We start from the raw sequence: 12327 nt of genomic DNA, 5'->3' as shown, positions 1-12327 counted from the left end.
CACCGCATGAGCCCGTGTGCCGGTGGCACGGAGCATCCCCGCGACAGCCTCAAGCCCCTCGGGGCCGAGCCCTCCGCCGCGCCAGTACCGCGCCCGCGAGGCCCACCACCGCTGACACCAGCGCCAATGGGCTCAGCCAGTCACCCCATGCCAGCGCGAGCGTCGTCAGCGCGGCCGTCTCCGGCACGCGCATGGTGAGGCCCGCGCGCTGGTTGTCGTCCACCTCGGCCACCACCGCGCCCGTGCTGTCGATGAGCGCGGTCACACCCGAGTTCGTCACCCGGACCTGTGGCCGCCGTGTCTCGATGCTGCGGAAGGCCGCGTGCATCAGGTGCAGCCGGGGCGCGGGCGTGCCGGTGAACCACGAGTCATTGGACAGCGTGAGCAGCAGCTCCGCGCCCTGCCGCACGCCCTGCGCGACATACTCAGGGAAGATCGTCTCGTAGCAGATGAGCGGCGCCACCCGGAGCTGGCGTCCGTCGCGCAGCGTGAAGCTCACCGCCCGAGGCCCGGGCCCTCGCTTCCAGCGTCCCGTCCACGGCAGCCACTCGCGAAGCGTGGGGGTATCGATGGCGTCCGGCACCCACTCCGTCAGCGGGAAGAGCATCGTCTTGCGGTACGCGGCGCGCTCGAGCGAGCCTCCAGGTGACGACGGCCCCAGGAACATGGCCGCGTTGAACTCACGCTCGCCCTCCAGGTCATAGGCGCCGAAAACGAGCGGCACGCCGCGCTCGGAGACGTAGCCGGCAATCTCCGCGTCCAGCTTCGCGCCCGTCTCGCTGCGAGGCGTCCCAAAGGGCGTGGGGTACACCGTCTCCGGCCACACCAGCAGGTCCACCGGTCCGTCGCGCAGCAGCGCGTCCGACATCGCGTAGTGCGTGTCGAGCACCATCCGCACGACCTGGTAGGCCCCCATCTCCGCCTTCAGCTTCTCATAGCGGGTGATGTTCGCCTGCACCGCACCCACCACCAGCCCGCCCTCACGCCGGGTTGCCTCGCGCACCTGTGCATGCCGGAAGGCGCCATACCCCGACAACACGAGCACCAGCGCCGCGAGCCCCGCCATGGGCCGCCAAGCGGAACGCCCACCCTGCCGCCGTGCCCGGCGAAGCGCCGCGAGCACGCACTCATTGCCCAGCAGCAGCACCAGCGTGAGCCCAGGCGCACCCGCGACGTCCGCGCCCTGGCGCTGCCACTCGGAGGCGTAGAGGCCGTGCCCCAGCGTGTCCGCGAAGAGCTTGGGCGTGATGCCCTCCACTCCCACGTACGCGAGCGTCCCCACCAGGGGCGGCAACCAGCCCTGCCCCTCCCGCGCCAGACGCCGCGCCGCGTACCGGGCCAGCGCGGCGGCGGGGAACTGGAGCTGGAGCAGCGGCGCCACCAGCAGGAACAGCGCCCAACCCACCACCGTGGGCGCCCGTGAGTACGCCTGGAGCGCGCCGGGGAACCAATGAAAGACGGCGGCGGTGAACGCCACGCTGAGCAGGACACCCAGGCCCAGCGCCTCACGCGCCGAGCGGGCCCGGTCCAGCGCCGCGAGCCAGGGCACCATCGCCACCCAGCCGAGCACCAACCAGCGCGCCTCCAACCGCCCGAACAGCGCGAACAGCACGGTCGTCCCCAGGACACCGAGCAGCGCCGCACCCAAGCGCCGCCCGCGTCCCATCCCCACCTGGACACCGGTCACGGCGAGGGCGCCCCACTCTCCGCGCCCTCGGGCAGCTCCAACCGTTGGATAGGCATTCCCGGAGGGGCCAGCTCCTCGGGCACCAGCCCGTCTGCGGGCTTGGGAACCGGCTGCCCGTTCGCATCCACGGGCTGATGGTCGGGGTGGAACATCAACACGGCCGACACGAGCTCGCCCGAGTCCTTGTACTGGAAATGACGCACGTATCCGGGCGGCAGCTCGAAGTCGTCGGGGACGACGAGGCCCCTCTTGATGGGCTTCGTCCCGGGCCGGTAGAGCTGCATGCCCGTCAGCTCGGATTCCATGGCCGGCTCCTGGACGTCGGTATCGGTGGCCAGTTCGGGAACAGGCTCGGGGCCAGGCTGTGGAGCTGAAGCCGTGACGGGAGGCGGTCGTGTCCGCGGCGCGCGGGCACGCACCTCGGGCGTGGGAGACGGAAGGGGCAGCGGCATCTCCGCGAGCGGCGGCGCTTCCACCTCGATGTCGGTCGAGCCCCACCAGACACTCAAGCCAATGCACGCGAGCGTGAAGACACACGCGCCGCCCACGAGCCACGCGCCCAGACCCTTCCCCGTTCGAGCGGGCGTGATGTGCGTGACGCCGTCGCTGTCAACGCGACGCTTTGGTGCAGGGGACTGCGGCCTCATGTTCGCGCGAAGACCTCCGGGCTGCGTATGCTACGGAGCCACTCCCTCCGAGGCAAACACAGCGCCTTCCGCTCACCCTCATGAGCTCTTCGTCCATTCTCGTCACCGATGCCCCTGGCGGCACGCCACCCGCCACCACGCCCGAGCCCGCTCGCTTCGCGGTGCACGCCTGGACACCCGGGCTGCGAGGGCTCGCGGTGGTGACGCAGCTCGCCGCGCTGGGCGCCCTGCTCCACTTCACCGCGCAGCTCTGGATGGAAATTTCCGAAGGGACCCAGCGGATGCAGCCCGTGCCCATCGCCATCGGGCTGGTGCTGCGAGTCGTGCTACCGCTCGCGTTCGTCTCCGCGCTGCGCCGCAGCCGCCGGGCCACCGTGGGCGTGGACACCCACCAGTGGACCCTGACGCTGCGCGGCGGCGCCCGGATGGAGATTCCCTTCGAAGCCGTGGCCGCGGTGCGCCCCTGGCGGCTGCCGCTCCCGGGCCCCGGCCTGGCGCTGCGGATGCGGTCAGGCCACGCTTTCAGCCACGCGCTGGAGGTGGAGGACGCACTGCCCCTGCTGAACGCGCTGGGCCAGCACGGAGCCCTGGGCGCCGCGCAATCCCACACGCTGGTTCGTTACGCCCAGGCTCGCCATGCCCTGTGGCGCCGGCGCTGGTACCACCTGCTGGTGAAGTTCGTGTTCTTCCCGCTGGTGCCCACGGCCATCCTCTTCTACTCGTACCAGGTCATCTCGTTTGGAGGCGCGCTGGGTGAGTACAGGATGTACGGATTGGACGCGTACCTGCGTTCGTTCGGCCGGTACTACGCGCCCATCTCGTTGTGCCTGCTGCTCTTCGCCTGCTTCTGGCGCGTCGTCGCGGAGGGCGCGTCGCTCCTGGCTGCGTGGCTTCTGCCAGCCTGGGCGCGCGGCGTGCGGCGTGCGGCGGAGTGGTTCTGCTGGCTCGTCTACTACGTCGGCACCCTGGGGTTGATCGGCGCGCGCTTCATGATGTGACGTGCGCGCCAGGCGCTGGAAACGACAAGGCCCCCGGTTCCCGAAGGCAACCGGAGGCCCAAGCACCGCGCCCACACCCGAGGCGTGAGCGCGGTCGCAGCGACTACGGCGTGGGGTTGAACTTCGCGCTCTCCCAGCCCATGCGGTCGTGGCCAGTCTTGTTCCAGGTCGAGGTGTCGGCGGGCAGCGCGCCGGTGCCGCCAGAGCTGGAGATGGTGCCACCGGTGTAGGTCGGGTGGGTGTCGTCAGACTGGAGGTAGTCGTAGCTGGTGCTCGCGTTGACGAAGTGCGTGTTGGAGTCGCGCAGCGTGGAGCGCAGCGTGACGGAGATGCGCTGGACGTACGCCGCCTCGGACTCGCCCTCGATGTAGCGAATGGCCTCGGAGTCCACCTTGCCATCGCCGTTGGAGTCATAATCCGCGGCCATGTACTCCGCGAACGAGTCCGCGCACTTGAAGCCGTGACGAGCCGCCAGGCTGCACGCACGCCAGTTGCTCCTCGCCAGCAGCGGCAGGAACTTCTCCCGCTTGTTCACCACCTGGCCCGTGGCGGAGTCCCGGCATTGGGTGTTCACGTTGTCCGCGTTGAAGCCCGGGTAGTAGATGTTGGAGATGATCTTGGTCGCGGTGGCGGGCGCGTACTGGTTGATGGTCTGCATCGCCCGCTCCATGTACGTGGTGCAGGTCGCCAGGGCGGACTCCAGGCCGGAGTAGTTACAGGTGCCCGTCTGCCCAGAGAAGGCGCTGCGCGCCTGGAGGTAGTCGTTGCCACACATCTCGAACATGACGACGCGGGTGTTGGCCGCCTGCATGTACGAGCGCTCAGAGACAATCTTGTTGTTGTAGATGTCGTCCGCCTTCGCGCCGGACTTGGTGCGGCGGATGACCTCCACGTCCGCGTTCCACTTCCGCGCCAGGTCCTCGCCCTGCACCACCGGCGCCGCGCGGCGGGCCACGTTCCAGAAGAAGACGGAACCGTTGTAGCCGGCGTAGATGGAGTCGCCGTAAGCCACCACGCGGTACTTCGTCGACGTCGACGGCTGGTCGATGGTCCACGACGTGTTCTGGTTGAGGGTGCTCGCCATCGCGCTACCACCGACCGTGAAGGCCGCGCACATGGCGACGACGGACATCCCGCTGTGACGGAAAGACATGCCCCGCTCCTTTGGATTCCCACTGGGGGGTTGTTGGGGGAGCGCGGAGGCTACATGGCGTCGATTCGCAAATCACCTTTAAACAAGGATAACGCACCATGCCAGAAATGCTGGTGTTGGCATGACCTCACCCGTGTTTGAAACGATGTCGTAAGAATGACGCGAGCAAGCCTTTGACGCGGTGTTTCATCATGTTTCACCCAGGTCCGGAGTGTTTCACGTGAATCTTTCCCGTGGCACGAGAGCGCTGATGCAGTGGCTGCTCCTGGGTGGGCTGGTGGGCGTCGTCTGCGGCGTGGCGTCCGCGGTCTTTTTGTACCTGCTGGACGAAGCGACACACTTCCGGGAAGGGCACCCGTGGCTGGTGTACGCGCTGCCGGTGGCGGGGCTGGTGCTGGGGGCGGTGTACGGGAAGTGGGGTGGGCCCATTCGCGGGGGCAACAACCTGGTGCTGGACACAGTGCACGCGAGCGACGCCCAGGTGCCGGTGCGCATGGCGCCCATGGTGCTGGTGGGGACGGTGCTGACGCACCTGTTCGGCGGCAGCGCGGGCCGCGAGGGCACAGCGGTGCAGATGGGCGGCAGTCTGGCGGACCTGGTGGCGCGGCGCTTCCGGGTGGGCCCGGAGACGCGCCGCGAGTTGCTGGCGGCGGGCATCGCGGGTGGGTTCGGTTCGGTGTTCGGCACGCCGGTGGCGGGGGCGGTGTTCGGGCTGGAGGTCGTGGTGGTGGGGCGCATGGGCTACGAGGCCCTGCTGCCCGCGCTGGTGGCGTCGGTGGTGGGCGACCTGGTGACGCGGGGGCTGGGCATCCACCACACGCCGTATCCGGCGCCGGGGGCGCTGCCGCTGACGGTGGCGGTGTTGGCGAAGTGGCTGGTGTTCGCGGTGGCGGTGGCCGTGGTGGCGGTGGTGTTCGTGGAGTTGATGCACCGGCTGAAGAAGCTGTTGGAGCAACGCGTGCAGGTGCTGCCGCTGCGGATGGCGCTGGGCGGTCTGGCTGTGCTGCTGCTGTGGCTGCTGGCCGGTACGGATGACTACCTGGGCCTGGGGGTACCGGGCATCCAGCGGGCCTTCGAGGACCCGGCGCTGCCCGTGTCGGCGTTCGCGTGGAAGCTTGCCTTCACGGTGGTGACGCTGGCCGCGGGATTCCTGGGTGGCGAGGTGACGCCGCTGTTCTTCATCGGCGCGTCGCTGGGCAACGTCCTGGCGCGGCTGTTGGGCCTACCGTTGGATTTGGGCGCGGCGGTGGGCATGGCGGCCCTGTTCGCGGCGGCGGCGAACACGCCGCTGGCGCTGTCCATCATGGCCGTGGAGCTGTTGGGGGCGAACGTGTTGCCCCACGTCGCGATTGTGGCCACGGTGGCGTACCTCCTCACGGGGCAACGGGGCATCTATCCGTCACAGCGGATTGCACGGATGAAACACGGAGGTCCGCTGCTGGAGAAAATCGTGGCCCTGCGGGAGCTGACCCGCGAGGACCGCACCCCGCCCTCAGGGCCTGAGGGACGGGGCGGCGGCTGAGGGCTACGGCTCCGGGAAGTGGTAGACGTTTCCGTCGTCGCCGACGATCCAGAAGTTGCCTGAGGAGGTCATGGCGATGTCGCGGAGCGGCACGTTCGGTGCGCTTGGGGTGAAGGCGGGAGCCTTGGCCCACCCGTTCGGGGTCAGCCGCTGTAGCCGTCCTGCATTGCCCTCGTTGCCAATGACGTAGGCAGCTTCGGTACCGGGAGGGGCCACCACACTGACGTAGTTGACTGCCGGCTCCGCAGGAGCGAGCACCCGTTCCCAGTCCCTTGATTGCCCGCTGCCTTTCATCACCAAGCCGCTGTCACCCACCGCGTAGATGAGGGTCGGGCTCGAAGCCCACACCGCTCGCAAGCCTCCGTTGTAGCCCGCGATTCCCTGGAGATTGTGCACTGCTGCAGTGCCCCAGGTGGTGCTCCGGGTATAGAGACTCACGACCGGCGTCAGCGGCGACGACTCTCCTGTCGAGCCCACCGCATACAGTGCATCCAGGCCGTTCGCATGGAGCCCCCAGTATCGACCGGGCGAGTCGTGGCGCTGAGTCGCACCTGTCCACTCATACAAGTGGCCCAAGGTGGAGACTGCGAATACTTGAACTGGATTTCCTACTCCAACGACACTGGAGAAGTAATCGCTATTGCCAGGGAGGTTGATCTGGGCTGGGGAACAGGAGCCGCCGTTGTGCTCGCCAATCCAACCGTCTTCACCGGCCACGATAAGATAACCATTATGGGGATTAATCCAGGCCGCGAGCCAGTCCAGCGTGTTTCCGGCCGGCCCACACCGAGTCGCCGTATCCCCGCCGTGGCTGAGGAACGCTGAAGTCGCGTTCATCTTCACCGCCAGCCTGCCATCCAATCCCGCCACCCACACCGGGTAACCACTCGGGTGCACCGCCACCGTCCTCCAGTTGCCCCCTGCCAACACGGGGTCCACCACCCTCTTCAGCGAACCGCAGGACATCTGCTCATCCACCTGCCCATCGCAGTCGTTGTCCAGGCCGTCGCAGACCTCCGTCGCTTGGGTGTTCGTGGCGAGGTCAGCGTCATCACAGTCCAGCATGTTCGTCGCCATCATGGGAGGCAGCGTCTCTCCAGGGCAGAGATCTCCCACCGGCGCGCTGTCCTTCTCACCCTCTCCGTCGCTGTCCGCGTCCGCGTAGAGCGGCGTCGAAGGCGTGCCGACGCAGACCGTCCCCGTCTGCGCGCCGTTGCATGCATACGTCCCGTTGCAGGCTTCCGTGCACGCCGTCCCCAGTGCCCCCGGCCCCTCCTTGAACAACTCGTCGACGCGCCCGTCGCAGTTGTCATCCAAGCCGTTGCACGCCTCCACGACGTTGGGGTGGATGTCGGCCCGCTCGTCGTCACAATCCCCCGTCATCTCGACATGAAGTTCGCTCGGCGGGTCACAGGCCTCCGTGCCGGGCCCATTGCGTCCGAAGCTGTCGCGATCGTGGTCCAGGTACCAGACCTTGTTGACGACCCCCGTTTCCATCTGGCCGTCGCAGTTGTCATCCAGGCCGTTACAGAGTTCCGGCGCGCCAGGATAAGCCTCCGCACGCGTGTCGTCGCAGTCCCCTTGGGTCGTGGAATAGCCAGCCGGAACGGTGCCACAGAACACGCGCGAAGGCGCATTCACATCGGCGAAGCCGTCCCCATCCGCATCCGCATATGCCACCGTCGGCGTGGTTGAACCACAGGGACTCTCCTGACAGGCACCCAAAACACATACCTGTCCCGATCCACAGGCATGCTGCGCATCACATGCCAGAGGACGTTTCCCTTGGAGTTCCTCCAGGCTCGGGACGGAGCACGCGGTGAACAGCAGCAGCCATGCCACGCTCCAGCGCATCATCGTACTCCCCCTTGCTGCGTGACAGCCTCGTCCCGCTCTCCCAACAGGAGCCAGGTCACCAGGGCGCCCGCCGCCGCAACCCCGGCCGTACCAAAGAGGACGTTGGCCGTTCTCGCGCTGCGCTGCGCACGGCTGTGATGCGCCACGAGATGCTCGTAGAACCTTGCCTCCCGAGCGTCCGCGATCTGTCCTCGAGAAGAAACGCCGAAGACAGTTCCCGTCCCTCCTGCCGCAATGCCAGCACCCAGCAGCACCAGACTTGCGAGCGGCACCTGCCGCCCCCCAATGCGCATCCAGTAAGCGCTCGACGTTGCTGGTGTGCCTTGGACTTCCATTGGGCTCGAAGCCGTAGCCTGTTGGTCAGGTATCAGCGCAGCAGGCAGCCCTGAAGAAGCGTCTGCAATCGACTCCGTTTCCACCTCGGACTGCTCGACGCGCTCCGCTTCACGCGTGGGCGAGTCCTTTCGCCTACGCGCCAGCTCTGCCTTCGCGAGCGCACGCTGGGCCTCGAATTCCCGTGAGACCTTGGGGGAAACGCGCAAGGGAAGGCGAGCACCTGGCTCCTGTAGGAGGGCTGAGCGGAACTCGTCACGCGCCGCCTGCCACCGCCCGAGGTCCGCGCTGATGATGCCGCGATACAACGCCAGCGACATTCGATCGCGCGTCCCTCGGAGGCTCCCTCGGGCACGATCCAGTTGCTCGAGGGCACGCTCATACTCGAGGTCATCGTAGAGGCGCACGGCCTCCGCGACATGACGCTCAAAATCGCTATCTGCGCTGGCCGCATGCACTGGAATGACAATCCATATGCATGCGGCGAGCGGCAGGCACCGCCCCCAGGTCATGGCACCAAGCATGCCTGGACCTTAGGCCAGACAGACACATCAGGCAAAACCCTACCGGAGCCAACCCATCAACCCATGGCTGAGCAGCGGGTGACTATTCCGGGAAGTGGTAGACGTTTCCGTCGTCGCCTACGATCCAAAAGTTGCTTGAGGAGGTCATCGCGATGTCACGAATTGGCACGTTTGGTGCGCTTGGGGTGAAGGCGGGAGTCTTGGCCCATCCGTTCGAGGTCAGCCGCTGTAGCCGTCCTGCATTGCCCTCGTTGCCAATGACGTAGGCATTCATGGTCCCGGGGGGGACAGCCACACTGACGTAATCGACTGCGGGCCCCGAGGGAGGAAGCACCCGCTCCCAGTCCCTTGACTGCCCACTGCCTTTCACCACCAAGCCACCGTCGCCCACCGCGTAGATGAGCGTCGCGTCCGCAGCCCATACCGCTCGCAAGCCGCCGTTGTAGCCCGCGGTCCCCTGGAGGTTGTGCACTGCCGGAGTGCCCCAGGTGCTAGTGCGGGTGTAGAGATTCACCACCGGCGTCAGCGGTGACGACTCTCCTGTCGAGCCCACTGCATACAGCGCATCATTGCCGTTTGCATGGAGCCCCCAGTACCGGCCAGGTGAGTCGTGGCGCTGGGCAGCGCCTGTCCACTCATACAAGTGACCCAGGGTGGAGGCTGCGAATACTTGAGCTGGGTTTCCTACTCCAACGACACTGGAGAAATAATCGCTGTTGCCAGGGAGGTTGTTCTGGGATTGAGAACAGGAGCCGCCGTTGTGCTCGCCAATCCAACCGTCTTCGCCAACCACGATAAGATAACCATTATGGGGATTGACCCACGACGCGTGCCAGTCCAGCGTGTTTCCGGCCGGCCCACACCGAGTCGTCGTATCCCCGCTGTGACTCACGAACGCTGAAGTCGCGTCCATCTTCACCGCCAGCCTGCCACCCAATCCCGCCACCCACACCGGGTAACCACTCGGGTGCACGGCGACCGTCCTCCAGTTGCCCCCTGCCAGCACGGGGTCCACCACCTTCCTCAGCGAGCCGCAGGACATCTGCTCATCCACCTGCCCATCGCAGTCGTTGTCCAGGCCGTCGCAGACCTCCGTCGCCTGGGTATTCGTGGCGCGGTCAGCGTCATCACAGTCCAGCGTGTTCGCCGCCATCATGGGAGGCGGTGCCTCGCCAGGGCACAGCTCGCCTACCGGTGCGCTGTCCTTCTCGCCCTCTCCGTCGGCGTCCGCGTCCGTGTAGAGCGGCGTCGAAGGCGTGCCGACACAGACTGTCCCCGTCTGCGCGCCGTTGCATGCATACGTCCCGTTGCAGGCTTCCGTGCACGCCGTCCCCAGTGCCCCCGGCCCCTCCTTGAACAACTCGTCAGCGCTCCCGTCGCAGTTGTCATCCAAGCCGTTGCACGCCTCCACGGCGTTTGGATGGATGTCGCCCCGCTCGTCGTCACAATCCCCCGTCACCTCGACATGAAGTTCACTCGGCGGGTCACAAGCCTCCGTCCCGGGCTCATTGCGTCCGAAGCTGTCGCGGTCGCTGTCCAGGTACCAGACCCTGTTGACGACCCCCGTTTCCATCCGGCCGTCGCAGTTGTCATCCAGGCCGTTACAGAGCTCCAGCGCGCCGGGGAAAGCCGTCGCCCGCAGGTCATTGCAGTCCGTCCCCCGGTTCATCGGACCACCCGGTGAGACGAAGCCGTCACCGTCCTCGTCAGCGGTGTGCAGGTCCTCGAGCAGCCACTCCTGCCGGCCCGCGGAAGCGAAGCTGAAGGTCTGCTTCCGCTCATCCACCAACTGCTCCGCCGCGCAGCCCTTCTCGAAAGCCCTGACGGTGATTTCGACATCCCGCCCCCAGTCCGCCTTCCGGAAGACAGCAACGTTCAACACCGGGTCGTTGGAGTCGAACTGACCGGGCTCCTTGAACTCCGCGAGCACCGTCTCACCGGTGCCACCATGGGCCTCCACCGTGATGCAGCCCTGACTGAATTTCGGGTGGTGGCCAATCTTGACGTGAACCGCAGCCTGCTTCGTGTCCGGCTCTTTCGAGTCCTTCTTGCAGGCCAGCAACAACAGAGGCAGGAGGAGAATGGCGGATTGACGCATAGGGTGCACTCTACCCCAACCCCAGGCGTGACTTGCCCAGAAGCCGACTCACCCTGAAGTCCGCCTGAATGAAAGACCATGGACATCTCACAACCAGAATGGCCTGAGGCACATCCCCGTGTGCCTTCACCGTCAAGGCTGTGAAGCCAACCGCCCTGGGGGCACTGCTACCGACCCACGCTGACGCAACTCGGGCGACGCCACCGCGAACCCTTCCGGCAACATCCGGAGGATGCGCTCACGCCGGTGCTTGGAGCCTTCCAGCCGCCGCTCCAGCAAGGCCTTCTGCGCGCGAGTCTCCTTGTCCAGAGGCGCGGGGCGCGCCGCCAGCAACGCCAGCCGCGCCGTCACCTCCTCCACCTCCCGGTCGATGAGCACTGGCTGGATGTTCCGCGACTCATTTCGCGCCCGCCCCACCGCGTTGTTCTCAATCCACACCGGCAGCACCGCCACTTCCTCCAGCGCTACCGACACACCGGGCATGGGCCGCACCAGCGACAGCCGCAACAACATCGAATCCCGCCGGTCGCCCCCCGAGCTCTTCGCCCCCACCTCGTGCCGGTAGAAGCGGTCCTGGTTCGCCACCAGGTTGCCCAGCGAGTACGCGATGAGCCCCTTGCGCCCATCCACCGTCTGGTACGACTCCAGCGGCTGGAGCACGTGCGGATGGTGCCCGATGACCGCCCTCGCCCCCGCGTCCAGCAGCGCGCGTCCCAACGCACGGTCCTCTGGCAGCGGCGTGGCCTTGTACTCCGTCCCCCAGTGCACCAGCACGATGAGCGCGTCACACCGCGCCGCCGCGGCGCGCACGGCCTCCACGGCCTGTTCGGGTTGAAGCCCTCGGTGCGCTTCGTGCCGCGAATAGGGCACCAGCGCGACATGCGGCGCCTGCGCATCCTTCGGATTGCTGAAGCCATTCAGCATGCGCGTGAAGGACAGGAACCCCACCTTCACGCCGCGCACGTCCACGAAGGCGGGCTCCCACGCGGCGTCCTTCGTCGCGCCCGTGCCCGTATGGCGGATGCCCGCCGCATCCAGGTGCCGCAGCGTCTCCAACATACCCACGGGGTGCTGGTCCCTCGCGTGATTGTTCGCGGTGGACACCACCTTCACCCCGGCCGAGGCCAGCGCGTGCACCATGGCCGACGGCGCGTTGAACAAGAGCTCCCGCGCGACCGCCTTCTTGTTGTCGGTGACGGGCGTCTCCAGATTCACGACGCCCACGTCCGCGGTGCGCAGCACGTCCGCGATGGGCCCGAAGACATGGTCCCAGCCCTCATGGTTGAGCGAGGGCGCACGGCCCCCTTCCGGTGGCGGCGCCCCGGTGCGGGCGTGCAGCCTCGCGACCTCCTTCACCTCGCCATGGGGAATCACATCCCCACCAAACACCAGCTCCACGCGCGTGGGGGCGGAGGCACAAAGCAGGGGCAACAGCAGCAAGACGGAGGCGGACACGCCTCCACCCTAATCCAGACACCCGGCATCCCTGGAAGGGGACCCCGGGTACC

Annotated in this window: 9 protein-coding genes; 2 read left to right on the top strand and 7 right to left on the bottom strand. The window is 67.1% G+C overall.

Going from position 1 to position 12327, the window contains the following annotated elements; translation table 11 throughout:
- Positions 1-49 precede the first annotated feature (49 nt).
- Positions 50-1687 carry an apolipoprotein N-acyltransferase gene (gene lnt / locus OZ403_RS00550; protein ID WP_140786603.1) on the bottom strand — a complete coding sequence of 546 codons (1638 nt, stop codon included), beginning with the start codon at positions 1685-1687 and terminating at the stop codon, positions 50-52.
- On the bottom strand, positions 1684-2334 hold the full coding sequence (locus OZ403_RS00545; RefSeq protein ID WP_140786602.1) for a hypothetical protein: 651 nt from the start codon (positions 2332-2334) through the stop codon (positions 1684-1686). The genes lnt and OZ403_RS00545 overlap by 4 nt, the downstream gene beginning before the upstream one ends.
- An 80-nt stretch (positions 2335-2414) precedes the next feature.
- Between OZ403_RS00545 and OZ403_RS00540 the strand changes: the two genes are divergently transcribed.
- Positions 2415-3332, top strand: a complete 918-nt coding sequence (locus tag OZ403_RS00540; RefSeq protein ID WP_268783225.1) for a hypothetical protein — start codon at positions 2415-2417, stop codon at positions 3330-3332.
- 103 nt (positions 3333-3435) lie between these two features.
- Here OZ403_RS00540 and OZ403_RS00535 read toward each other — a convergent pair whose 3' ends face one another.
- A complete protein-coding gene (locus tag OZ403_RS00535; RefSeq protein ID WP_140786600.1) occupies positions 3436-4485 on the bottom strand; it encodes an SGNH/GDSL hydrolase family protein in 1050 nt (349 codons plus the stop codon).
- 220 nt (positions 4486-4705) lie between these two features.
- Between OZ403_RS00535 and OZ403_RS00530 the strand changes: the two genes are divergently transcribed.
- The gene (locus OZ403_RS00530) at positions 4706-6007 is read left to right on the top strand and encodes a chloride channel protein (protein ID WP_140786599.1); all 1302 of its coding nucleotides are present in this window, start codon (positions 4706-4708) and stop codon (positions 6005-6007) included.
- A 3-nt stretch (positions 6008-6010) separates the two neighbouring features.
- On the opposite strand, the gene OZ403_RS00525 is transcribed toward OZ403_RS00530, so the two are convergent.
- The 4 genes from OZ403_RS00525 to OZ403_RS00510 all read right to left on the bottom strand — a co-directional run bounded on the left by OZ403_RS00525 (position 6011) and on the right by OZ403_RS00510 (position 12274).
- The gene (locus tag OZ403_RS00525) at positions 6011-7864 is read right to left on the bottom strand and encodes a putative metal-binding motif-containing protein (RefSeq protein ID WP_140786598.1); all 1854 of its coding nucleotides are present in this window, start codon (positions 7862-7864) and stop codon (positions 6011-6013) included.
- Positions 7861-8721, bottom strand: coding sequence for a hypothetical protein (locus OZ403_RS00520; protein WP_140786597.1), 861 nt, complete (start codon positions 8719-8721; stop codon positions 7861-7863). Before OZ403_RS00520 ends, OZ403_RS00525 begins: the two co-directional genes overlap by 4 nt.
- Before the next feature lie 82 nt (positions 8722-8803).
- Entirely contained in the window at positions 8804-10819 is a 2016-nt protein-coding gene (locus OZ403_RS00515) for a putative metal-binding motif-containing protein (RefSeq protein ID WP_268783224.1), read from the bottom strand.
- A gap of 132 nt (positions 10820-10951) precedes the next feature.
- Entirely contained in the window at positions 10952-12274 is a 1323-nt protein-coding gene (locus tag OZ403_RS00510; RefSeq protein WP_140796887.1) for a CapA family protein, read from the bottom strand.
- Positions 12275-12327: the final 53 nt, after the last annotated feature.

This window comes from Myxococcus sp. NMCA1 (genome assembly GCF_026810205.1).
In the GTDB taxonomy this organism is placed as follows: domain Bacteria; phylum Myxococcota; class Myxococcia; order Myxococcales; family Myxococcaceae; genus Myxococcus; species Myxococcus xanthus_A.
This window is presented reverse-complemented; position numbering and strand designations above follow the sequence as displayed.

Excerpts from the sequence above, each read along its gene's own strand:
- OZ403_RS00535 (WP_140786600.1), bottom strand. The coding sequence starts at position 4,485 with ATGTCTTTCCGTCACAGCGGGATGTCCGTCGTCGCCATGTGCGCGGCC.
- OZ403_RS00545 (WP_140786602.1), bottom strand. The coding sequence starts at position 2,334 with ATGAGGCCGCAGTCCCCTGCACCAAAGCGTCGCGTTGACAGCGACGGC.
- OZ403_RS00515 (WP_268783224.1), bottom strand. The coding sequence starts at position 10,819 with ATGCGTCAATCCGCCATTCTCCTCCTGCCTCTGTTGTTGCTGGCCTGC.
- OZ403_RS00540 (WP_268783225.1), top strand. The coding sequence starts at position 2,415 with ATGAGCTCTTCGTCCATTCTCGTCACCGATGCCCCTGGCGGCACGCCA.
- OZ403_RS00520 (WP_140786597.1), bottom strand. The coding sequence starts at position 8,721 with ATGCTTGGTGCCATGACCTGGGGGCGGTGCCTGCCGCTCGCCGCATGC.
- OZ403_RS00525 (WP_140786598.1), bottom strand. The coding sequence starts at position 7,864 with ATGATGCGCTGGAGCGTGGCATGGCTGCTGCTGTTCACCGCGTGCTCC.